At 43.0% G+C, this 24,348-nt stretch carries 19 protein-coding genes; 13 read left to right on the top strand and 6 right to left on the bottom strand.

Translation table 11 applies throughout. From position 1 onward, the window contains the following. The first annotated feature begins 45 nt into the window (after window positions 1-45). The 5 genes from AB5443_RS00170 to AB5443_RS00150 all read left to right on the top strand — a co-directional run bounded on the left by AB5443_RS00170 (window position 46) and on the right by AB5443_RS00150 (window position 4,806). Window positions 46-1,293, top strand: a complete 1,248-nt coding sequence (locus AB5443_RS00170) for a DUF1015 domain-containing protein (protein ID WP_022139806.1) — start codon at window positions 46-48, stop codon at window positions 1,291-1,293. A gap of 239 nt (window positions 1,294-1,532) precedes the next feature. Beyond that, complete coding sequence (locus AB5443_RS00165) at window positions 1,533-2,147, top strand: YigZ family protein (RefSeq protein WP_022139805.1); 615 nt, start codon at window positions 1,533-1,535, stop codon at window positions 2,145-2,147. 139 nt (window positions 2,148-2,286) lie between these two features. After that, window positions 2,287-3,069: a C39 family peptidase gene (locus tag AB5443_RS00160; RefSeq protein ID WP_368113573.1), complete on the top strand. Its 783-nt coding sequence runs from the start codon at window positions 2,287-2,289 to the stop codon at window positions 3,067-3,069. Between the two features lie 51 nt (window positions 3,070-3,120). Further along, the gene (locus tag AB5443_RS00155) at window positions 3,121-4,206 is read left to right on the top strand and encodes an HpaII family restriction endonuclease (RefSeq protein ID WP_368113567.1); all 1,086 of its coding nucleotides are present in this window, start codon (window positions 3,121-3,123) and stop codon (window positions 4,204-4,206) included. A gap of 30 nt (window positions 4,207-4,236) precedes the next feature. Beyond that, entirely contained in the window at window positions 4,237-4,806 is a 570-nt protein-coding gene (locus tag AB5443_RS00150) for a nitroreductase family protein (protein ID WP_368113566.1), read from the top strand. Between the two features lie 152 nt (window positions 4,807-4,958). On the opposite strand, the gene gcvP is transcribed toward AB5443_RS00150, so the two are convergent. The 5 genes from gcvP to AB5443_RS00125 form a co-directional block, all read right to left on the bottom strand. Further along, entirely contained in the window at window positions 4,959-7,808 is a 2,850-nt protein-coding gene (gcvP, locus tag AB5443_RS00145; protein ID WP_368113564.1) for an aminomethyl-transferring glycine dehydrogenase, read from the bottom strand. Window positions 7,809-7,829: 21 nt separating this feature from the next. Then, window positions 7,830-8,468 carry an MBL fold metallo-hydrolase gene (locus AB5443_RS00140; protein ID WP_044655322.1) on the bottom strand — a complete coding sequence of 213 codons (639 nt, stop codon included), beginning with the start codon at window positions 8,466-8,468 and terminating at the stop codon, window positions 7,830-7,832. Between the two features lie 42 nt (window positions 8,469-8,510). Beyond that, the gene (rsmG, locus tag AB5443_RS00135; protein WP_073345022.1) at window positions 8,511-9,131 is read right to left on the bottom strand and encodes a 16S rRNA (guanine(527)-N(7))-methyltransferase RsmG; all 621 of its coding nucleotides are present in this window, start codon (window positions 9,129-9,131) and stop codon (window positions 8,511-8,513) included. A gap of 112 nt (window positions 9,132-9,243) precedes the next feature. Then, window positions 9,244-10,095 (bottom strand): DUF3298 and DUF4163 domain-containing protein, encoded by an 852-nt coding sequence (locus AB5443_RS00130; RefSeq protein ID WP_277133341.1) that lies wholly within the window; start codon window positions 10,093-10,095, stop codon window positions 9,244-9,246. Window positions 10,096-10,452: 357 nt separating this feature from the next. After that, window positions 10,453-10,923: an HU family DNA-binding protein gene (locus tag AB5443_RS00125; RefSeq protein WP_277133339.1), complete on the bottom strand. Its 471-nt coding sequence runs from the start codon at window positions 10,921-10,923 to the stop codon at window positions 10,453-10,455. A gap of 294 nt (window positions 10,924-11,217) precedes the next feature. Here AB5443_RS00125 and AB5443_RS00120 point away from each other — a divergent pair, with 294 nt between their 5' ends. The 5 genes from AB5443_RS00120 (at window position 11,218) to AB5443_RS00100 (ending at window position 20,757) form a co-directional block, all read left to right on the top strand. Further along, window positions 11,218-11,313: a smalltalk protein gene (locus AB5443_RS00120; protein ID WP_277133519.1), complete on the top strand. Its 96-nt coding sequence runs from the start codon at window positions 11,218-11,220 to the stop codon at window positions 11,311-11,313. Between the two features lie 101 nt (window positions 11,314-11,414). After that, complete coding sequence (locus AB5443_RS00115) at window positions 11,415-14,462, top strand: RHS repeat protein (RefSeq protein WP_277133337.1); 3,048 nt, start codon at window positions 11,415-11,417, stop codon at window positions 14,460-14,462. Window positions 14,463-14,475: 13 nt separating this feature from the next. Continuing rightward, entirely contained in the window at window positions 14,476-19,104 is a 4,629-nt protein-coding gene (locus AB5443_RS00110; RefSeq protein ID WP_277133335.1) for an RHS repeat domain-containing protein, read from the top strand. A 234-nt stretch (window positions 19,105-19,338) separates the two neighbouring features. Then, window positions 19,339-19,848, top strand: a complete 510-nt coding sequence (locus AB5443_RS00105) for an RDD family protein (protein ID WP_349815018.1) — start codon at window positions 19,339-19,341, stop codon at window positions 19,846-19,848. 330 nt (window positions 19,849-20,178) lie between these two features. After that, on the top strand, window positions 20,179-20,757 hold the full coding sequence (locus AB5443_RS00100; protein ID WP_289622015.1) for a hypothetical protein: 579 nt from the start codon (window positions 20,179-20,181) through the stop codon (window positions 20,755-20,757). 30 nt (window positions 20,758-20,787) lie between these two features. Here AB5443_RS00100 and AB5443_RS00095 read toward each other — a convergent pair whose 3' ends face one another. Next, window positions 20,788-21,021, bottom strand: coding sequence for a YecH family metal-binding protein (locus tag AB5443_RS00095; RefSeq protein ID WP_277133331.1), 234 nt, complete (start codon window positions 21,019-21,021; stop codon window positions 20,788-20,790). A 125-nt stretch (window positions 21,022-21,146) separates the two neighbouring features. On the opposite strand from AB5443_RS00095, the gene AB5443_RS00090 reads away from it, so the two are divergent. The 3 genes from AB5443_RS00090 (at window position 21,147) to AB5443_RS00080 (ending at window position 24,256) form a co-directional block, all read left to right on the top strand. Next, window positions 21,147-21,545 carry a hypothetical protein gene (locus AB5443_RS00090; RefSeq protein ID WP_044654035.1) on the top strand — a complete coding sequence of 133 codons (399 nt, stop codon included), beginning with the start codon at window positions 21,147-21,149 and terminating at the stop codon, window positions 21,543-21,545. A 131-nt stretch (window positions 21,546-21,676) separates the two neighbouring features. Beyond that, window positions 21,677-23,899, top strand: a complete 2,223-nt coding sequence (locus AB5443_RS00085) for a TonB-dependent receptor (RefSeq protein ID WP_368113561.1) — start codon at window positions 21,677-21,679, stop codon at window positions 23,897-23,899. Between the two features lie 33 nt (window positions 23,900-23,932). Further along, window positions 23,933-24,256 (top strand): heavy-metal-associated domain-containing protein, encoded by a 324-nt coding sequence (locus AB5443_RS00080; protein WP_022139794.1) that lies wholly within the window; start codon window positions 23,933-23,935, stop codon window positions 24,254-24,256. The last annotated feature ends 92 nt before the right edge of the window (window positions 24,257-24,348 follow it).

The following is a 24,348-nucleotide window of genomic DNA, read 5'->3' as shown; positions in this document are numbered from 1 at the left end:
AATAAGTCTGTGGCTTTAATTTTTTACATATTAAATACTAATATCATGGCAATAATTAAACCTTTTAAGGGCATTCGTCCACCGCAAGAGTTGGTGGAACAGGTTGCTTCACGTCCTTATGATGTCTTGAATTCAGAAGAAGCCCGCCTTGAAGCGGAAGGTAACGAAAAGTCTCTTTATCATATCATTAAACCTGAAATTGATTTTCCCGTTGGCACGGACGAACATGACGAGCCGGTGTATGCCAAGGCTGCCGAGAACTTCCAGGCGTTTCAGGACAAAGGCTGGCTGGTGCAGGATACGAAGGAAAACTATTATATCTACGCCCAAACGATGAACGGGAAAACACAGTACGGACTGGTTGTCGGTGCTTATGTTCCCGATTATATGAATGGAGTTATCAAGAAGCACGAACTTACCCGTCGTGACAAGGAAGAAGACCGTATGAAGCATGTCCGTGTGAATAATGCGAATATCGAGCCTGTTTTCTTCGCTTATCCTGATAACGATAAGTTGGATGCCATTATCAAAAAATATACTGCGGAAAAGCCTGTCTATGACTTTATCGCTCCGGGTGATGGTTTCGGCCATACTTTTTGGATTGTTGACCAGGACGAGGATATTGCTGTCATTACGGCTGAATTTGCGAAGATGCCGGCTCTGTATATCGCCGACGGGCATCACCGTTCCGCTGCTGCCGCATTGGTAGGGGCAGAGAAAGCGAAGCAGAACCCGAATCATCGCGGTGATGAAGAATATAATTACTTCATGGCCGTTTGCTTCCCCGCCAATCAACTGACTATCATTGATTACAACCGTGTAGTGAAAGACCTCAACGGATTGACTCCCGAACAGTTCCTTGCTGCATTGGAAAAGAACTTTGTCGTAGAAGAGAAAGGTGCGGATATTTACAAACCATCCGGTTTGCATAACTTCTCTCTTTACTTGAATGATAAATGGTACAGCCTGACTGCCAAAGCCGGAACATACAATGATAATGACCCTATCGGTGTACTTGATGTTACCATTTCTTCTAATCTGATTTTAGATGAAATCCTGGGAATAAAAGACTTGCGTTCGGATAAGCGTATCGACTTTGTTGGCGGTATCCGTGGATTGGGCGAACTCAAGAAACGTGTGGATAGCGGTGAAATGAAAGTAGCTCTGGCACTTTATCCTGTGTCTATGAAGCAACTGATGGATATTGCGGATACAGGTAATATCATGCCGCCCAAGACCACCTGGTTTGAACCTAAACTTCGCTCAGGATTGGTTATTCATAAGTTGGATTAAGGAATAAATCTTATTTAATAAAATCAAGCGGTCGAACCGTTACAATCATACAACCGATTGTAGCAGTTCGACCGTTCGTTTGTAATGGAATAACCGTTTGTTTGTAGTAAAACGACCGTTCATTTATACTGAAACGACCGCTCGTTTGCATCAATTCGACCGCATATTGATGAATGAACATCACTTAATATTTCCAAATGATAGATTGAATTTTCTCAATAAAGCCGTATCTTTGCACCATGACTGCTGAAGATACTTATAAAACCATCACAGAACCTTCCGAAGGTATTTATACAGAAAAGCGAAGCAAGTTCATTGCTATCGCCCTTCCTGTGCGTACTATCGACGAGATAAAGGTACATCTTGAAACGTATCAGAAGAAGTATTATGATGCCCGGCATGTATGTTATGCTTATATGTTGGGTGCGGCACGCAAGGATTTTCGTGCCAATGACAACGGAGAACCTTCCGGCACGGCAGGCAAGCCTATTCTCGGACAGATTAATTCCAATGAACTGACGGATATTCTGATTATCGTAGTCCGTTATTTCGGTGGAATCAAGTTAGGAACCAGTGGATTGATTGTTGCTTATAAGGCTGCTGCTGCCGAAGCTATCGCTGCCGCTACGATTATAGAGAAAACGGTAGATGATGATGTGACGGTCATGTTCGAATATCCTTTTATGAATGACATCATGCGCATTGTAAAAGAAGAAGAACCGGAGATTCTCAACCAGTCGTATGACATGGATTGCAGCATGACACTGCGGATTCGCCGTTCGATGATGCCGAAACTACGTGCACGACTGGAAAAGGTGGAGACAGCGCGGATTCTTGATGATGAAGAGAACTGACGTGTAGAAAGTAGTGATAGTTGGAACAGGTCGATTAGATTGAATTTGAATGAGAAAGAAATACTGCATATTTTATATTCTGCTTTTAAGTTTCCTTGCATGGGGGAGTGCTCGGATTGTTTGTGCACAGGAGACTCAAATGATTCAGGAGACTCGAACGACTCAGGAGACTCGGAAGATTCAGGAGACGCAGAAGCCTCAGGAAGCGCAGAAGCTAGCTCCTAATAACATTCCCGTTCCCTGGTATTCGCAGAAAATCACGGGATGTCCTTATTCGCATTGTTCCCTGGCTTCCTCTTTGATGGTATTCGACTATTTTAAAGGGATGACGACCGAAAAACAACGGTCGGCTCAAGATGCGGAAAAGAAACTGGTAGAATATCAACGGAACTACTTCCTGAAAAAGCATGCTCCTTTCCGTCGGCGTACTTCGATAGGGCAGGGTGGTTATTATTCTTTCGAGATAGATTCACTGGCCCGTTATTACGAAAATATGGTAAGTGCCGAGCATTTCCAAAAGAAAGATTACCGGATATTGAAAGATTATATTGACCGTGGTATTCCTGTGTTGGTGAATGTAAGATATACAGGCGCAGTGCGTGGCTTGCGTCCCGGGCCGAGGGGGCATTGGATGGTACTTCGCGGCATTGATGATAAACATGTGTGGGTGAATGATCCCGGCCGTTCGCCGGAGATGCGGAGTAAAGGTGAGAATATCTGCTATCCCATAAAGAAACAAACGGGTAATCCCTCTTATTTTGATGGCTGCTGGACAGGGCGTTTTATCGTGGTTACCCCCAAAGAATGGATACGTAATCCGCTCTTTGCACAAGTGGGAAAATTGCCGCCATTGGAAGAGGTGACTTATGTAGTTCCCCCTTTTATTTCGTCTATGGAGTTGCCACGGGTTATCAGTCAATAAAAGCAATGCATTTATAAAACATCATTAGTAAAATAAAGAAGAACAAGATATATGGCATTTGAAGCAACTAAAAAAGAGTGGTGTGAACTATATACTTTCTTCCGCCTGTTGGCGGACGGGAAGGTTGTATTAGGTACGGCAGAGGCGAAAGCAGGAGAGATTTCCTGGCCTGTGGCAATGATTCAACGGGAAGAACATGACGGAACACGCCGGTATTATATTGAAGAAGAAACGATTCGCATCGAAGGAGAAACAGGGATTAAGTCCATGCCTCGCGAGGATTTCGGCATTGTGGCCGAATTGATATTACAGGCCGTTAAATCTTCTTCGGAGAATGACGTTACCTCACCGGACGGAGTGGAAGAGTTTTTGGACGAAGCGGGTATCTTCGATTTGGAAGCAAAGACGGAAGACCGTACAGACTTCTCTGTCGCCTTTTGGCATCCGGAAGCACCGTTGAGAGGATTTAATGTCCGTTCCCGATTGAGTGCAATGAATCCGTTGTTGGATGGCGGACGTGCCGCAAATCTTAAGTTGGAGCAGAGTGGAATTAAATTTGCCACTCCGACAGTGAACAAGATTAATGCTTTGCCTGAATCTCCTAATGAGGTAGCCGAGCGAATGATGATGATTGAACGTTTGGGTGGTGTACTCAAATATTCGGATGTGGCCGACCGTGTATTCCGTAGCAATCTGTTGATGATTGACTTGCATTTCCCGCGAGTATTGACGGAAATGGTGCGTATCATGCATCTGGATGGTATATCCCGTATCAGTGAACTGACGGAGATTATCAAACAGATAAACCCGTTGAAGATTAAAGACGAACTGATAAACAAGCATAAGTTCTATGAATTTAAGATGAAGCAGTTCTTGATGGCACTGGCATTGGGTATGCGTCCTGCGAAAATCTATAACGGACAGGATTCGGCAGTAGAAGGTATACTATTGGTGGATGGTAACGGCAATGTACTCTGTTATCATAAGTCGGAGAAACAAGTGATGGAAGACTTCTTGTTCCTGAATACCCGGCTGGAGAAAGGTTCTTTGGATAAGGATAAATACGGATTCCTGGAAAGGGAGAACGGAGTATATTACTTCAAACTGAATGCGAAGATTGGTCTGGTTAAAAGATAGGTTCTAAACAAGATAAGTTTAAAACATAGTATGAAAACAAATGAGATTTTAGAAAACATCAAAGCGCGTCGTAGTGTACGGGCCTATACGAATCAGCAAGTTTCAGAAGAAGATTTGCAGGCGATTTTGGAAGCGGCGACTTATGCTCCGAGTGGAATGCATTTGGAAACATGGCATTTCACGGCTATTCAGAATACCGGCAAACTGTCGGAACTGAATGAACGCATTAAGGGAGCTTTCGCAAAAAGTGATGATACCCGTTTGCAGGAACGTGGTCATAGCAAGACTTATTGTTGTTATTATCATGCTCCGGCTTTGGTGATTGTATCTAATGAACCCACCCAATGGTGGGCAGGTATGGATTGTGCCTGTGCAATTGAGAATATGTTCCTTGCCGCCCGGTCTTTGGGAATCGGTTCTTGTTGGATTAATCAGTTAGGTACAACGTGTGACGATCCTGAAGTCCGCGAATTTATTACTTCACTTGGAGTACCGGAAAATCATAAGGTGTATGGTTGCGTAGCTTTGGGATATGCTGACCCAAAGATTCCGATGAAAGAGAAGAAAGTGAAAGCGGGTATGGTGACGATTGTCAAATAGAGAATATCAGCCGACTTATTATTTTGAAGCAACGCTTTACGATTCATAAAGCGGTGCTTTACAACATTTAAAGCGGCGCTTTAGGACTCCTAAAACGCCGCTTTATATTTTATGAAACGTCATGTTCTCCAAGTTACCTCAGAGACACATAATCAATCGAATGTTCCATATCGGGTCGGCAACAGTTTGCGGTCGCCCAAGGTATTATCTACACGTGCTACGTTTACCCAGAATTTATTGTCACGTACACTTGCTATCGGATAAGCTGCCTTTTCACGTGTGTATGAATGTTCCCAACGGTCATTAACCACTTCATATTCGGGATGAGGGGCATTAATCAATACATTGTCATTCTTGTCCGCTTCGCCGTTCTTCACTTCCTGGATTTCTTTCCAGATATTCAGCATGACATCTATAAAGTTATCCAGTTCGGCAAGGCTCTCGCTTTCCGTCGGTTCAATCATCAGTGTACCGTGAACAGGGAAAGATAGGGTAGGAGCATGATAACCGTAGTCCATCAGACGCTTTGCAATATCATTCTCCGAAATACCGGTTTCTTCGTGTACTTTGCGACATTCCAAAATCATTTCGTGTCCTACAAAGCCATTTGCTCCGCGATAGACGACACCATAAGTGTCCTTCAGGCAAGCAGCCAGGTAATTGGCATTCAGAATGGCAATTTTAGTTGCCTGTGTCAAACCTTCCGTACCCATCATCCGGATATATCCATATGTGATAGGCAAAATACCTGCGCTGCCGAACGGGGCGGAAGAAACCTGATTCTGTGAATTGCCGAAGATGCCATGTCCGGGCAGGAAGGGCACCAAGTGTTCCGCCACGCAGATAGGGCCTACTCCCGGGCCGCCACCACCGTGAGGGGAAGCGAAGGTCTTATGAAGATTAAGATGGCAGACATCCGCACCGATAAATCCCGGATTGGTCAATCCTACTTGTGCATTCATATTGGCGCCATCCATATATACTTGTGCGCCACAGGCGTGAATTATTTCACAAATCTCCTTTATCTCCGTTTCAAAGATGCCGTGAGTGGAAGGATAGGTAATCATTAATGCGGCTAATTCATCCTTATTCTCTTCAGCTTTGGCACGCAAGTCGTCCATATCCACATTTCCCAACTCGTCGCAGGCACAAGTGACGGTCGTAAATCCTGCCTGGATAGCCGATGCGGGATTCGTTCCGTGAGCCGATGCCGGAATCAAAACTTTGTTCCGATGTCCCTGACCGATACTTTCAAGATAAGCGCGAATCACGCGAAGACCGGTATATTCTCCGGCAGCACCCGAATTCGGCTGTAAACTGACTCCTGCGAAGCCGGTGATAATCTTCAAGTCTTCACTTAAATTCTTTATTAATTCACGATATCCCTCTGCCTGATCTTCGGGAACCAACGGATGCATACCCATGAATCCTGAACAGCTCAAAGGTAACATCTCCGAAGCGGCATTCAACTTCATCGTACAAGAACCAAGGGAAATCATAGATTGAGCCAGCGAAATATCCTTGCGATCCAAACGCTTGATATAGCGCATCATTTCCGTTTCCGTGTGATACTTGCTGAATACTTCGTGAGTAAGGAAAGGAGACGTACGCTTCAACGCCTTGTCGATATTGCTTTTTTCTGGAATATCATCTACTTTCTGATAATCTTTTCCGGCAGCAATGGCAAAGATGGAAAGCAACACGTTAGCGGCTGCGATATCAGTAGTTTCGTCAATGCTGAAACCTACATTCCCATTCTCATAATAACGTAGATTTACTTCTTTGCTAAGTGCAATCGTACGAATCTGCTGTGCCGAAACGTGTTCGGGCAGTTCAAAACGCAATGTATCGAAATATTGTGCGTTGACTTGCGTATATCCGAATTTCTTCAGTTGCTTGTCAAGAAAAACTGTGATGCTGTGGATGCGTGAAGCAATGGTTGAAATACCTTCCTGTCCGTGATAGACAGCATAGAAACCTGCCATTGTGGCGAGCAGGGCTTGAGCCGTGCAGATATTCGATGTCGCTTTTTCACGCTTGATATGCTGCTCACGTGTCTGCAAAGCCATCCGGTAACAGAGCTTGCCGTATTTATCTTTCGACCATCCGATGATACGTCCCGGCATATTCCGTTTGTATTCATCCCGTGTGGCGAAGTAAGCAGCGGACGGGCCACCATAGAACATCGGTGTGCCCAGGCGTTGAGTTGTTCCGAATACGATATCCGCTCCCCATTCTCCCGGAGGAGTCAGCAGGGCGAGACTTAGAATATCGGCGGCAACAGCCACTTTGCAATCAGCCGCATGTGCTTTTTCTGTAAATGCGGCATAGTCTTCTACACTTCCATTGGAATTAGGATATTGCAGGATGCAGGCGAATACTTCCGGTGAAGGTTCGAAATCTTTATATTTACCTATGCGCAGTTCGATACCTTGCGGCACGGCACGTGTAGTCATGACAGCTAGTGTTTGCGGGAAAATGTTTTCGTCTACAAAGACAACGTTTGCACCCGATTTCTGTTGGGCACGGGAGCGCAGGGCATACATCATGCTGACAGCTTCGGCTGCGGCGGTTCCCTCGTCCAGCAATGAACAGTTGGCAAGCGGCATGGCGGTGAGGTCACACACGGCTGTCTGGAAATTCATCAATGCTTCCAGACGTCCTTGAGACACTTCCGCCTGATAAGGAGTGTAAGAAGTGTACCACACCGGATTCTCGAATACATTCCGTTGGATAACGGCGGGCGTGATTGTATTATACCAACCCAGTCCGATATAGGTGGTGTACAGTTTGTTTTTGCTTGCCAATGCGGCAATGTGTTTTCCAAATTCGTATTCCGTCAACGGACTGGCCAATGCCAACGGTTCTTTCAGCCGGATATTGGCAGGAATTGTTTTGTCAATAAGTTCATCCAGTGATTCTACTCCGATTTTGCGGAGCATCACGGTTGTGTCTTGTTCATTGATGCCGATGTGACGGCTAGCTAACAAATCGGTTTTCATATTATGAGGGATTTTTATGTGTTATCTGAAAAATGGATTCTCTGCTTTTTCCATTCCGATGGTCGTGGGAGCACCATGTCCCGGATAAACGACTGTCTCGTTAGGAAGGACGAAAAGACGGCTGCAAATATGCTCTATCAGTTCGTCGAAGTTGCCACCTGTAAGGTCGGCGCGGCCGATACTGCCTTGGAACAGGACATCGCCGGAGAACATACAGTTGTCTTCTTTGCAATAATACACCAGGCTACCGGGCGAGTGTCCGGGTACATGGATTGCTTCCAGTTGGGTGTGTCCGAAAGTGATGATATCACCATCATGCAGATATTTCCCTAACGGGACAGGTGCTTCCTGCAACTGGAAACCAAACATCCGGCTTTGTTTCGGCGCTTCGTCAATCCAGTATTCGTCAGCTTTGTTGGCTTCTGCCGACAAGCCGAATTCTTTCAGCATGAAAGGATTTCCGAAGATATGATCCAAATGTAAGTGAGTATTCAGAAGATGCTTCACGGTGAGCCCGTTCGTGAGAATGAACTTTTTCAGTGCTTGTTTCTCTTCTTCATAGAAACAGCCCGGATCAATGACGACTGCTTCTTTTGTTTCGTCCCATAATACGTAGCAATTTACGGGAAACATATTAAATTCAAACCTTTTTATTTTCATGGTTCTTTTCTATGATTAAATCTTATTCGGAACTAATAGTCTTTAAATCGGAACATATACCACTTTTTTGGTTTCAAAGAATTCTTCTTCGAAGTTATCGCTCAAGCTATGAATCATTGTCTTGTGCTTGAACGGCATTGTCTCATGCTCCAGCTCGCCGCCTTTGAGACAGATTAGCCCGTTGGGCAACGCGTTCTGCTGTTTGGAAGAAATATTCTTTTTGATAATCTTGACCAAATCCGTCAAAGGCATCACGGCACGGCTGACAACAAAGTCGAATGTACGTTTTTCCTCTTCCGCACGGGCATGGCGGAAAGTGACATTCTTCAGTCCGATGGCATTGGCTATCTCTGTCGCTACACGTACTTTCTTGCCGATGCTGTCCACGAGATGAAACTTCGTTTCAGGAAATAATATAGCCAATGGAATGCCGGGGAAACCGCCGCCCGTACCCAAGTCCATGACACTGGTTCCGGGACGGAACTGGATTACTTTGGCAATACCTAACGAATGGAGCACATGGTGCTCATACAAATTTTCGATGTCCTTGCGTGAAATAACGTTGATTTTCGAATTCCAATCGATATAGAGGTCATATAGAGCCGCAAATTGTTTGCGTTGCTCTTCTGTCAGTTCAGGGAAGTATTTCTGTATGATTTCCACTTTTATTAATTACAAATTACGGATTATAAATTATAGTAAATGAATATCCTTCATAATTACTATTGGCGTAGTAACAACAGGATATTCATTGGGTTTTGTTCTTTTATGAAGTTTAATCTTTCAGCTCTCCCAAAATCGGGTTGCTGCCGAGAAGATGTTCCATCATAGGGAATGGAATTGTCACCTTTACGGGGCCCATAGAATAGGGAGTGATATCATATACATTATAGTAGAAGGTAACGCCCTCTTTACTTAGATAGAAATTCTCGGTCGGGGTAATGTCACCGGTTGAAGCATATCCCATGTCTTCCAAAGCTTCGTGAGTCGTCACTTTGTTATCAGCCATGAGCTGGTTCCAGATCAGGTCGGTCAATGAGTCTTTGTAATCTCCGACGAAGATATCATCAAGACGAAGCGGGCGCATCAGAGTAAGATCCATATTCAGATAAGTTGTCATATAGATGCCGTGTGCACCGCCGGTGTATTCATTATAGTCGATACGATACACAAGCAAGTCTTTCTCATACAGTTGCACGTGGCTTTCGATACCCTTATAATAAGAATACCAGGCACCGATGGAAGCTTCGTCTTCCTTGTCTTTTTCATCCTCTGTGTACATCGGCTCCAGATCGCGGCGATATTCACTGATATAATTTTCAGTATATTGCTTTATAACCTCTTCCGGTTTTTCCCCGATGTACTTATCGCCGAAACAGGCGGAAATGAAATAAGCATTCAAACTGTCTTTCAGCATATCATCCGATGACTTGACGGGATAGGCGAAATTGATAATAATATTACAAGCCGGTTTGGCTGTATCGTTGAACAGGTGTGCCGTCTTGTTCACCTGAATACTATCGAACTGCAACGCACCTGTATTTTTGTTCATCTTGTCATGACAAGAAAACAAAAAGCCGCTTACCGAAAGTATAATAGCAAGCAGGCTGACATATTGTTTTTTCATACTCGTTTTTTCTATAAATTACACATTTACTGTCTCATTCACTATTGACAAATATAGATGAAATTCATGAATCGGACTAATAAAAACAGAAAAATATTCAGATGATTTTCAAACTTTGCTTATCATTAGAGCCTTATCTAAGGAGTGGATTTATAACTAGGTCGATATTCCTTATAAATTATATGTTTATTTTACCGTTTGGCAAGTTTTCGTCGTTGGGCAACCGCAATCACACCGTTGCCCAATGACGAATTTATCGTTAGCCAACGGTGAAAACGTCTCAAATGTGTTAAATGTCAAAAAAAATAGGAAGACATTTCTGCCTTCCTATTATTAAAAAACGAGAGATCCCCCCTGTCAGAGACTAGGGTCGGGTGTCTCTTCCTCACCCGGATCAACTGTACCTCCATTACCGTTTTCATCCCCGCTTTCGGCGCCGTTAACAGAAAATAGCTCCATACCGGCATTGGACAGCATGGACTGGAACTTGCTTCCCGGTGTGAAGGCAATTCTCCTTCGGATGATGGATGAAGCTGTCACCTCCTTTTCATCATCTTGTCCTTCCGCATTGATAGCGGGGCGGAAGGAGCCGAATTCACCCAATTTCACCGAGAAACCCTCTTCAAGATAGGCAATCATTGTGTCTTGCGCACCTGCCAGCACTACATCCACTATCGAACGATGGATGCCTGTCCGTTGATTTACTTCACTACACAACTTTGCGTAGCCAATGCTGCCAACAAGAACATTGGCTGCCACATACTTCTCTACAGGATTCTCCTTGTCGAATCGAAGTACGATTTTCTTCTTTTTGTACCTTAGTGACATAAAAAATAGTTTATATGAATAAATAAATCCAGAAGCCACTCTCTTGGCTCCGGCACAAAAGTAGTTCTACAAAATGGCTTCTGCATCATCTGAATTATTCTAATTCGTGACTTTCTCCGAACAGTCACGAATGGGATCTGAGAATCTTTCTTTCCTCCGAATTACCGCTCTACTTTTGCCATCATCAAGACTTGAGAACAGCAGATAGATATGAAAGTACTGATAGACGAGCACAGATAGTCTGCAAGTAATTAACCCTTTAACGATCTGAAAGGAGGTGTAAATAGTATGGCAATAAAGAAATCCGTATGGGACGTCATTATCAAAGTGGTGATAGCCGCCGTTTCGGCTTTGGCAGGAGCGCTTGGCGTGAATGCGACGAATTTGTAAAAGCAAATAAGTAAACAAGTAATTAAAACTCTCATCCCGGGCATAGTGAAGAATGCATGCCTGGGATGACAAAATAAACATTCAAACAAAAATGAATTAACATGAAAAAGGTAATCTTATTAATTTTATGCGCGTTATGCGCAATAACAGGAAGTCTCCGGGCTCAAAGTCCCCTTCCCAGCATGCCGAGTCCGACGGCTTCCAATCTGGGGCTTTACGGAGAAGTTCCGGTATCGGAATTTACAGGGACACCTAATATATCTATTCCCTTGTATGAATTTAAAACCAAGTCATTTACTATACCCGTTGCCCTTAGCTATCATGCGAGCGGCATCCGGCCGGAGCTACATCCCGGACCTACCGGCTTGGGATGGACGTTGTTTGCCGGTGGTGCCATAACTCGTGAGGTAAGAGGTATTCCGGATGAGAACGATTGCAAAGGCCTCATGGGTACTGTAGGATATGGTTATTTCCTCAATAAAAATGGCTGGCTTGCCAGGTCTGACTGGAAGCCATCTTCAAATTTAACGTCAGAAGAATATGAGCGGTACTTTTCTCCGTTTAGGAATGAATTTGAGCCTGATGAGTTTTCTTTCAATTTTTTCGGCATCTCAGGTAAATTCTATTTTGACCAGAAAGGAAATATCCGGGTGCAGAGCGACCGACTTCTCACTGTTTCTTTTGACCCCAATAATTATTTGAAAATGTCGGAGCTTGATTTTGCTAACAATGGGTCCTTGTACAGGTCGATCAGAGAATTTGTGATCACTGATGAACAAGGTAACCGATATTATTTTGGCGGCAAAGATGTTGTCGAGATATCCGACCCTATTTCGTATGGCCCTGAAGGAGTGTCAACAAAGGATAATATGAGTGTTACGTCCTGGTTCATCACCAAGGCTGAGTCCGCAGATGGTGAAGATGTAATTTCTTTTGAATATGAACGCGGTCCTTTTATCAGCCAATTGTATAAATGGAATGACAATCATCTATATCTCGGTGCTAACGGGTTTGGTGGTTCGGCACAAGATTGGTCTGCTATGTCCGGCTACCGACAGAACGGAAGTTTTATTTCTCCCGTATATCTTCGTACTATCAGGAGTAGCAATGGGACGGTTCTTTCCTTATTTTATAGCGAGAGCAGAGAACTCGTGTATCCGGATAAAGAGTATCGCTTGATTTTTGAACAGAATAGTCTGCATCCCGAGGATCCGTATCCATTGCTGTCACGAACCTCCCAAATTCCTTGGTTGAATAATGGCATTACTTCTCCTCCCGTGGGCTATTCTAATTCTTTGGATAATATTCGTTGGTTAAAATGCGATGTGATAGCCATCCGGCAAGAATCTGCCAGTCAAGTCAAAACTGTTGAATTTCACTATAACGACAATTCTTCGGAAAGACTTTTCTTAGATAGCCTGACGATAAAGGGAGAGACGCAAGGAAAGGACAATCCTTATGGTCCGCCTGTACCCTCTTACGGATATTCGTTTAAATATAAAAATCGACACCGGTTGCGTCCCTATTTGGAAAGCATTACTGACCATTGGGGCTTTGATAACGGACGGGGATTTGGAACATCTTTTACTCCTTCTTTACGTGAACCGAATGCAGAATATGCTCAAAATGGTATTCTTTCATCCATTCACTATCCCACCGGCGGGATTACTTTCTTTGAGTATCAGAGCCATGATTATGCCAAAGCGGTTGATAATAAAGACAGGAGAATAGTATCGCCCGCAAAGGGAGTGGCCGGAGGTGTCCGGATATGGAAAATCGTCTCAGACGATGGAAGAGGAGGCGGATTTACCAAAGAGTATTTCTATCGTACTTCCCCTACTGCGACCGTGTCGTCAGGAGTACTCAATGCTACTCCTCTCTATCGGTATTCAATAGATATAACCGATGACGGCGGGCAACGTCTTCAAATGTACAGCGTACGCAATACACCTGTGGTCCCGCTGACTCAGTGGAATGACGGCATCGCGATCGCTTACACCGATGTGTGTGTGAAACAATCTGCAAAGGGCTGTGACAATGGATATGTTCATTACACGTTTACCAACCATGATAATGGGTATGCAGATGAAGTGCTTGCAGGAGGACAGTACAATAGAGCGCCTTATCCCCAAAATCCTGCAAACTCCCGTTCCTTTGAACGTGGGAAGCTAATGAAAGAACTGCAATATAATGCAGCGGGAAAACCAGTGTATGAAAAAGAAACGACCTGGAATCGGTATGGCTCTCAAGGCGAAGATAATGTCCGTGCCATTTTTGTTCAAATTGACGGTATCACCTTTACATGCAGTTCCTTGGCTTGTTATCTGAACTATGTGTATAAGTTTTTACCCGCTAAGCAAGTAGAGACGGTTTATGATACTACTGGATCTAATCCGGTAGCAAAAGCCACGGCTTATACGTATAATGCACAGATGCTTCTCTCAGCGGAAGAGACAACAACCAGCAGAGGTATCCGTAAAACAACGTATAAATACCCTTCCGACTTTGCCACTACCGAGCCGTACAAGACGATGGTCGCAAAACATATACTGTCTCCCATCGTGGAAAAAAGCCGGTATCAGGACAACGTGTTTTTGCAGAAGGATTTGACCCGATACAAGAAATGGACTACCCGATATGAGGAGGAGGACGAGACGAAGATTTCGACCTTCTTCGCTCCGGAATTGATTCAAACACAAGCCAATGGGCAGACAGCCCCGGATACCCGCATCAAATATTTGAGCTATGACATGTATGGCAACCCTGTCGCTGTTTTGAAAGATGGGGCGGAGAACATGGTATATCTTTGGTCATATGGTGGGCAATATCTCGTTGCAGAAATCTGGAATGCCACTCTTGACGAAGTGAATGCCGCGTTGAGTTCTGTCTTTGGTGTAGCTTCTGCAGGTGAGTTTTCGACTTGGGTGACGCCGGACGAGACGGTGTTAAAAAATGGCAGTTTGCAACGGGCGTTGCCGAAGTCGCAGGTCACTACCTATACACATAAACCGCTGATGGGGGTGATTTCATCCACTGATCCTGCAGGATTGACCACTACCTATGAATACGATACCTTCGGACGTCTTGCCAAAATCAAGGATCCCGACGGACACGTAATAGAATCTTATGAATATAATTATGCTCATTAAAACAGGAAAGATTATGAAACGAATAAAACTATATACTCTCTTTTTGCTTTGCTGGCTAAGCTCCGTTGCATCCGGACAAATCAGCCCGCAAAACTTCCAACGCTTGCTCCCGGGCAACACGTCTTTGACGGTTGCCGTAGATTCCCGCAACTCTTCAAAAGAATATGATGGCAGCAACAATATTCTGGCCTACTTCTTTGGGTTAGACTGTTATATGGATATCTCAGTTACTTTGTCAAATGCCGAATCAGACAGTGTTAATATTTCTCTGCTTGATGATAAGGGAGAACTCATTGCATCCTCTCAAAATTCTAAGCTGGACGTCATGATATTACCTCCCGGTATGTATTGCCTGGCTGCAGAAGGTATAAGGGAAAACGGGGTAATCTCGATGAATATTGAAACTAAACCTTCGGAAAAGGTGGTTATCGACTTGGGAAGATATTCGGAGCTGTTCCAAATCAGCTGTGACGAAAAGGATACTCGTGAACTTTATGATGGATATCGTCCGGCTGACTGGCCGTGGGAAAACTCTCCCAATGACGTGTTCTATCGGTTTACGTTGGATACCCCCATGTTTCTTTGGGCTGAAATGACGACAAATTTGGAGGAAGTTACAGGTGTTCTATATTGTTTGGAAGAAGAACCGGGCACCGGACAATTGACACCCATTCCGCTCGTGGAAGATTTTATATTCACTACCCCCATACAAGGCAGATACTTAAAAACCGGCACTTATTATCTGGTTGCCGAAGGGCCGGTAGATAATGGTGGTATCGCTATTGATTGTATGATGAAGACGGAAATAGTAGGCCTCCCCGGCAGATATACAGTCCCTCTTGGTCTTTTATCAACGAATATTCAGCAAACACTTACAGGCGATTCTCACAGAACCTCCAGCGAACATGGGGATTCTGTTCGAAACGATGTTTATTACAGTTTTGACTTAAGGTGTCCTATGAAACTCTCCGTTTCCTTGAATCGTTCCTCGAACTTGGGTAATGTGAATTTGTATCTTCTGGATGGTTCAAACAAAGTAATCGTGTCATCAACAGATGGGAGTTTGTTTGTAGAAAAACTACTATGGGGAAAGTATTATCTGATGGTGGAGGGACAAGAACGTGATGGAATGTTTGCTGTAGATTTTGAATTGGAGCCACAAGAAAGGAGCATTGATTTGGGCAAGGTATCAGGAACTAAAACTTTTTCTGAAACTTACAATACGACTAATGCTGAAAATCGTTTTGGATTATCTCCTAATGAAATCTTCTATAAACTGCAACTTACCCGCGGAATGGATATCTCCATATCCAACCATCCATCTACAAATAACATCATTTTAAGCAATGCGACCGTTATTTATCTATTGGATGCAGATGAGAACGTCATTCAGAGTACTCAAGATGGCAAGGCGGGATTGACAGTCAAAAACCTTCCTGCCGGAACGTACTATATCGTTTCCGAAGGAAAAGTTAGAAACATGAATATAGTCACTCAGATATCGACTACTTATTATGATCTTCATCCGGATAAAGATCCTGATAAAGATTCAGATAAGGGTCAGGATATGTATAAGGATATGGGCAAACATAACTATATCATGACTCGTACCTACACAAAGACCGACGGTTCTGATAGCCGCATTAATATAGACTACTTTGATGGGCTTGGTCGTTCTTCCAATTCCATTCTTTTGGGTGCATCACCCTCAGGGAAGGATATTGCGACCCGTCAAGATTACGACAGCTTCGGTCGTCGCTCTTGTGAATGGCTTCCCCGGGTATCGACATCCTCAAACGGGAGGTATCTTACGCCTACTGAGTTTGAGGGTTTATCCTCCGGGATTTACAATAACGATACTCATCCTTATTCGATGCCTGTATATGAGTCTTCTCCTTTGAACCGGATACTGGAGCAATATGGCCCGGGGCAGGACTGGTATAACAAAGGGGCTTCCGTCTCAACAGCCTATAAAACCAATCTCCTTGGAGATGCTGTCTTGAACTGTAAACTTTATGTAGTTGGTGGCACCAGGCAAAACCCGACCTTAGGCCAGAGTGGCAACTACGCTACCGGGCAACTGTATGTCACCGGGGTGAAAGATGAAGATGGCAACACGACTTATGAATTTAAGGACAAACTGGGTCAGATAGTACTCACCCGCCAAATGAAAGACAACGTAGCTCATGATACTTACTATGTGTATGACGACTTTGGCAACAAATGTTTTGTACTTCCCCCGCGCATCCAGGATGAGGACATCACACAGGCTAAGCTTGACGAACTTGCCTATCAATACATATACGATACCCGTAATCGCCAGATAGCCAGGAAACTCCCCAGTGCGGGTTGGACATACTACGTCTACGACAAGGCAGACCGGCTAATTTTTAGCCAGGACAGTATCCAACGTAAGAAGGGAGAATGGTTGTTTACAATCCCCGATGTCTTCGGCCGTGTAGTGCTCACGGGTATTTGTAGTGATACTATCTCCGTGACCAATAAGTTCGTCAAAGGGGTGTATTCTTCTGTGGGTCAATATAATTCCTATTTTATCCATATAGATGGAGTCTACGGATTCTTTTCGGCTTCGCCTACCATTCTGTCTGCCAATTACTACGATAACTATGATTTTCGCGGTGTAACGGCAACGAAGATACCATCTGCCGGAACTGAATACAACGAAGAGATAGGCTATGGCACTCGGTATACAGGAGTCAAAGGTCTGCTCACCGGCACGTTGACTGCTCAAATGAATGCAGATGGTACGCCGTCATCTGCTTATCTTTACTCGGTGATGTACTATGATACTCGCGGGCGGGTGATTCAAACCAAGAGCAACAATCCACTGGCTGATGGCGTTGACCAGGAATATCTGGCTTATGATTTTGTAGGGAATGTGATTCAGCGTAAGCATGTACATCAAGTCGCAGGAAAGGCACCGCAGACTGAAATCTATAAATATGACTACGACCATGCAGGGCGATTGCTCACTACTACGCATAAGGTTAACACGGAAGCGGAGATGACTCTTGTCAACAATGTCTACGATGAATTGGGGCGTCTGGCAACAGACAAGCGTAACGGCAATGCCAAGTTCAAGACAGATTATAAGTATAATGTGCGTAACTGGACGAAGTCCATCACTAGTCCGTTATTCAGCCAAACGTTGTATTATAACGACAAGCGAGAAAATGGTACACTGAATACCCCGACTTACAACGGAAATATTTCCGGTATGGACTGGACGGGCGGTAAAGGCTATAACTTCACATACGACCACTTGTCACGTCTTACAAACGCTGCTTATTTGGAGAATAACGTCGGCAGCACGAAGTTCAATACCTCTTACTCGTATGATAAGCATGGAAATATGCTCACGTTGTCACGTAATGGTAATCAGGCCACTGCCATTGATAATTTGACATTCACTTACCGAGGCAATCAATTGATGAGGGCAGATGATACTGGGACGAACTCTACGATGGCCGGTTCTATGGACTTCCGTAACGGAACGAACACAGGTGACGACTATGCTTACGATGCAAATGGTAATCTGATTAAAGATTCTAACAAAAATATTGTTGATATCCAATATAATGTTTTAAATTTGCCAAGTAAGATAACTTTTGGTGATGGCAACTCTGTTTCTTACATGTATGCTGCTGATGGGAGAAAACTTCAGACGGTGCATACAATCAACGGAGCTACCACGACAACGGACTATGCAGGTAATATGATTTACGAGAACGGGACATTGAAGCGGATTTTGGTGGATGGAGGATACAACGAGAATGGTGAGTATTACTTCTACTTGAAAGACCATCTGGGTAATAACCGGGTGGTGTCGAAACAAGATGGTACTGTTGTTGAGACAAATGATTATTATCCTTATGGGATGACATTTGCAGAAAGTGCTGCGACGGATGCTCAGCCTTATAAGTATAATGGTAAAGAACTGGATACTAAGGGTGGATTGAATTTGTATGATTATGGGGCACGACATTATGATCCGGTGTTGGGTAGGTTTATGACTGTGGATCCGCTGGCGGAGAAGTATTATAGTTGGTCGCCTTATGCGTATTGTTTGAATAATCCAATGAAATATATAGATCCGGATGGTCGAGATCCAAAGAAGTTGAGTCATTGGATACGATTTGGAAAAGAAACCGCTAAGGCTGTCAGTATTGTAGCAAGTGTAGGACTTCAGGTAGCTGGCGAGGTGGAGTTGGGCAGCAAGAAGCTTGGAGGTGATATGAACCTTATTTCACAAGATGTTGCAGGTGTCAAAGATGGTGTTTTTTTCCATCCAGGTGGTAATTTTGATAAAGCGGAAACAAAACAAGGGGTAGAACTTGGAGCTGGTTTAGTAGGTGTTTCAGTACAGAAAAAGATAAAAGAGGAGTCTGGTAACCAAATATTAGAAGAACAACAAAGTATTTCTTTGGGACTTTTAGAACATACCAATACAGAAAGTACTCCTATCGATCAGAATTATCGTACGGTAGGTAAAACACAAAAAACATCAGAAACAAAAACTGCAGATTTGAGTGTAAAAGCAAAGGCTATAATTGGGATTGAATTTAGTCTCGATCTGAACAAATTATGGGACGCATTAGGTAATTTGTTATTAGACAAGTAATTAAAATAAATCATTAATATGTTTAACAGATTTGTACCTCTTTTCATTGTCATTGGAATTCTGCTTATTATTTACGCGTTTGCGTTAATGTTTATAGGAGATTGGGAAAATGGTATTGGATATTTTTTCTCTGGGATCGCCGGTTTGATATTATGTAGAATAGTACTCAAAATAAGAAAATGGTGGAGAGATTGATTATGCCAAACATGTGTATTATATAAAAAGTTAGTTATTATGAATATAATAAATAAAAGGATTGAAGCTTTCGTTATAGATATTATTGTTTTAATCATAATGAGTTCTTCTTTTTTTCTAATAAGTGTTTGGCTTAATAACAGTATGCTTTGGATGAGCTTTGCTTTGGCTCTAATCTATAGCTTTCTGTTTTGTAAGGACGTGAATGGTGGAAGAAGTATTGGAAAGCAGAGGACAGGATTGTGTATTCTTTCAGAGAAGAGTGACTCAGTTCCTTCCGCAATAAGATTGATATTACGAAATATATTCTATATTTTGTGGCCTATAGAAATACTCTTGTTTTTTTGTAACTCGGGAAAAAGGCTTGGTGATTTAGTAATGCAAACTAAAGTTGTTGCGTGTAATGAAAAATCAGATGTAACCTTTCGATTTACACTTAAATATATCTGTTCTATTTTGATCATGACTGTTATCTTGTTTACTCTATTTTATTCTATTGCTAGATTAATATATGGATTTAGTCCGCTAATGCGTCTATTATATTCTTGATAACCGTCCTTTCGCATATGTTGTGCGGAAGATTGAGTATGAAAATTACTTATCCCGTTAGTCTGCAATATGGCTAACGGGATTTTTGTTGTTTATATTTTACCGTCCTTCTTATGAGTACATCAAAGAGCATGTCCATATTGTGCACGCCTATTGAACCGAAAATGATGTTCTTTCAACGGGAACTGCTACAACAACGGATTATGTAAGCAATATGATTCAGGAACATTCCATATTTCTATAAATATACTTGTAAATTTGTACTCTATTATGTATGTTATCAATTTCTTTTCTTACTTTTGTACGTTACATAACTAATGTTCTTGCACAATGAAACAAAAGAAGCTACTATTTTATTTGATAGGATTATGTTTGCTTTTAGGGCTTTCTTCCTGTTCAGATTCAGAAGATGATAAAAGTGTGTTTGGTGATGATTTCGATATTCCCCAATTGACTGATGCAAATACAATTCAGTTCACGGTGGATGCTACCGGAGAAAGGGAACTATTACAGCTAATTGGTGGTGGCGGTAGAATGGCTATTGAATGGGGAGACGGGCGATTACAAAAAGTGGAAAATGCAGATGCCAACCTGATGATATATTACAAGTATCGTAATCGTAAAGTATACCATATAAGGATTTGGGCGGAAGAACTGGACTTTTGCTCTATTGGTATTAAAATGCCGCCTGTCAGTGAACTTCATCTAGGATATTTACCCAAAATGAAAGAGTTGAAACTATATAATTTTTCAGCTACTCCGGAACTGGACTTAAGTACTTCCTGCCCGAATGTGGAGTCAATTAATATTGCTTATTGGGCAGACTTAGAGAGGGTAGAATTGAGCCAATGCCTGAAACTTAAGAATATAGAAATTTATGATAATCCTAAATTGACTTTGCTAAAATGAAAATAAGTTTTTGGGTAGTAGAAACTGAGATCAGTGTTTACAAACCTTTGTTATATCTACCGTAAATCCATCTTCAGCAGGCATGAATTTCCCTTTCATCTTAAGGAACTCTATAAGGGTATCCACATCCATATCTTCTGCCGAGCAAGTGTAGAAATGCTGCTGTTCACCAAACCTTTTAATGATTGCTGCTCGCAATGATGATTCCGAGTAGCTATTTCCTTCCATCATGTGAAGGACTTCATGTGCATGTAACTGTTCCATAATCTATCTTTTTTTGCAAAGATAGGGATGAGATAACTTATAGATTGTAACATATGTGACATTCTTCTTCTTTTTTGGTAAAATATGCATTTAATTTGATTTTATTATTATCTTTGTCCCTTGGTATGAAAAGATTAGCTTACATAACAGCATTGGTTCTTTCACTCTTGATTATTTATTCGGGAGCGGGAGTATCTATTATGCACTATTGCTGTGCCCGTTGCGAAACGGTGCAAAGCTGTTGTGACACAGGCTGTCCGAAATGTAAGAAAACACATACTTGCGACTCAAAAAAGGATTGCAAAGCAAAAGGTTGTACGGCTACTATCTATAAGCTGGACTTGATGAAACATACTACTGAACTCAATGTTTCAGTTCAGGCGATCGACCTTTTCTGTGCACAGTTCTGCTATCTGCTGACTTCTACGTATTTCGATAAACCGGTAGAATATACTACTATTACTTCGCCGCCACCTCTCTGTTCCCGACAGAAGCTGGCATTATATTCCACCTATATTATTTAGCCACTAAATCTTTCTTTTTAGGGACTTTGCTTTCTGCTGCATTTAAAGCAGGAAAGTGAGGTGTAATTGAATGCAACCAAGTTGCATGAGAAATGAATTAATTTTGTATCTCGAAAGAAAGTTTAGAAAGAATGAAATATATGATAATAGGACTGTTCCTGTTGTTTGCCGGCAATATGCATGCGCAAGTACACGGAACGGTAAAAGATAGTACCGGAGAGGTTATTCCGGGAGCAAACGTATTTTGGATGAATACAGGACAAGGCGTGACTACTAAGGAAGATGGAAGTTTTTCTATCGCCAAACCTTCAAAAAGCCATATGTTGATAGTCAGTTTTATCGGTTTTCAGAACGATACGGTTCATGTGAACGGTAAGAATCAGAAACTGGATATTGTGCTTCGTGATGGAGTGGAACTGAATGAAGTCAATGTAGTCAGTCGAAGACTGGGAACAATGAAACTGCGTAGCAGCGTGATGAATGAAGATATGATAAGCAGTGCCGAGTTGAGCAGAGCCGCTTGTTGTAACCTGGGAGAAAGTTTCGTGACGAATCCTTCGGTTGATGTGAGTTATTCCGATGCGGCAACGGGAGCCAAGCAAATCAAACTCTTGGGACTTTCCGGTACTTATGTACAAATGCTGACGGAAAATATTCCGAACTATCGCGGGGCTGCTGCTCCTTATGGTTTGGGCTATGTCCCCGGCCCATGGATGCAGAGCATACAGGTTTCCAAAGGAACTTCTTCCGTAAAAAACGGCTATGAAGCCATTACGGGACAGATTAATGTCGAGTTCAAGAAACCCCAATTGCCGGAAGCCGACTGGGTGTCTGCCAATCTTTTCGCAAGCACCACCAATCGTTATGAAGCCAATGCGGATGCCACGCTGAAAATCTCCAAACGTTGGAGCACTTCTCTGCTGGCACATTATGAAAACGAGACGAAAGCTCACGATGGTAATGACGACGGATTTGTAGATATTCCGCAGGTAGAGCAATATAATGTGTGGAACCGGTGGGCGTATATGGGCGACCATTATGTCTTTCAGGCAGGTATCAAAGCCCTTTCTGAAACACGTACCAGCGGGCAAGCCAATCATGGCGGAATGCATTTCGACAACCCTTATAAAGTGAACATTGATACGGAACGCTATGAATTCTTCACCAAGAACGCCTATATATTTAATAAGGAGAAGAATACTAACCTGGCTTTGATTCTCTCTGCCAGTTTACATAATCAGGATGCCAATTACGGACTGAAGCTCTATAATGTAGACCAAACCAATGTCTACGCTTCATTGATGTTCGAAACGGAGTTCAATAAACAGAACAGCTTCTCCGCAGGATTAAGTTTCAATTATGATGCTTACGATCAACACTACCGTTTGGCAAACAATGCGGATAACACTCCTCTCAAAGCCTTTGAGAAAGAAGCTGTTCCTGGAGCTTACGTGCAGTACACTTTGAATCTGAATGACCAATGGATGCTGATGGCAGGTCTTCGCGGGGATTATAGCAACGAGCATGGATTCTTTGTAACTCCCCGTGCGCACCTCAAATACAATCCGAATGAGTATGTAAACTTCCGTCTCTCTGCCGGAAAAGGCTACCGGACGAATCATGTACTGGCAGAAAATAATTATCTGCTTTCCAGTAGCCGTAAAGTGGAGATTGCAAAGAATCTGGACATGGAAGAAGCATGGAACTATGGCGCAAGTGTGTCTACCTACATCCCGATATTTGGTAAAACATTGAATATAAACGCTGAGTACTATTATACGGACTTCTTGAAACAAGTCGTAGTAGATATGGATAGCAATCCCCACGGAGTATCTTTCTATAATTTGGACGGTCGTTCGTATTCTCATGTATTTCAGGTGGAAGCAAGCTATCCGTTCTTCAAGGGATTCACCTTGACGGGTGCCTACCGACTGACGGATGCGCAAACCACCTACAAAGGCGAGCGGATGGAAAGACCTCTGACCAGTAAATACAAAGGTCTGCTGACTGCATCTTACCAAACTCCACTGGGAATATGGCAATTTGACGCAACGTTGCAATTGAATGGCGGCGGCAGAATGCCTTCCCCTTACGAACTTGGAGACGGGCAACTGTCATGGAATCGCCGTTATGGCAGTTTTGAGCAACTTAGCCTGCAAGTAACCCGTTATTTCCGTCGCTGGTCTATCTACGTGGGCGGCGAGAACCTGACAAACTTTAAGCAGAAGAACCCGATTATCGACGCAGCCAATCCTTGGGGAGATAACTTTGACTCTACCATGATATGGGGGCCGATGCACGGTGCGAAGGCGTATATCGGACTGCGTTTCAACCTGGCTAGAAACAGTGAATAAAAAGAATAACTAACATTTAAACTTATAAGAAAAATGAGAACAAAAAGATGGATGGCCACTTGCGTGGTGGCTCTTTTGAGTGTAGCTGCCGTAATGGCGAAAGATATTCGTGTAGTAGTATTCAAAGTGACTCAGATGCACTGCGAAAACTGTGAAAAGAAGGTGAAGGACAACATGCGTTTTGAGAAAGGTCTGAAAGATGTTTCCACTGTCGTGAAAGACCGGACTGTCACTATCACATACGATGCTGAAAAGACAAATGTAAAGAACTTGCAAGCGGGATTCAAGAAGTTCAATTATGAAGCCGAATTTGTGAAAGAAACGAAGAAGGACGATAAGAAAGCGGATAAGAAGTAATTGAACAAATACCCGTATTGGCTTGTTTCTATAAGTAAATAATGGTCTTTCCCTGTTCTTTATCAAAGGTACAGGGAAAGACTGAAAAATAA

Origin of the sequence: Bacteroides sp. RTP21281st1_H5_RTP21281_210402 (genome assembly GCF_040918965.1) — a bacterium.
Taxonomy (GTDB): Bacteria; Bacteroidota; Bacteroidia; order Bacteroidales; family Bacteroidaceae; genus Bacteroides; species Bacteroides congonensis.
Note: the sequence above shows the minus strand (reverse complement) of the source record. Positions and strands in the feature narration are given on the sequence as shown.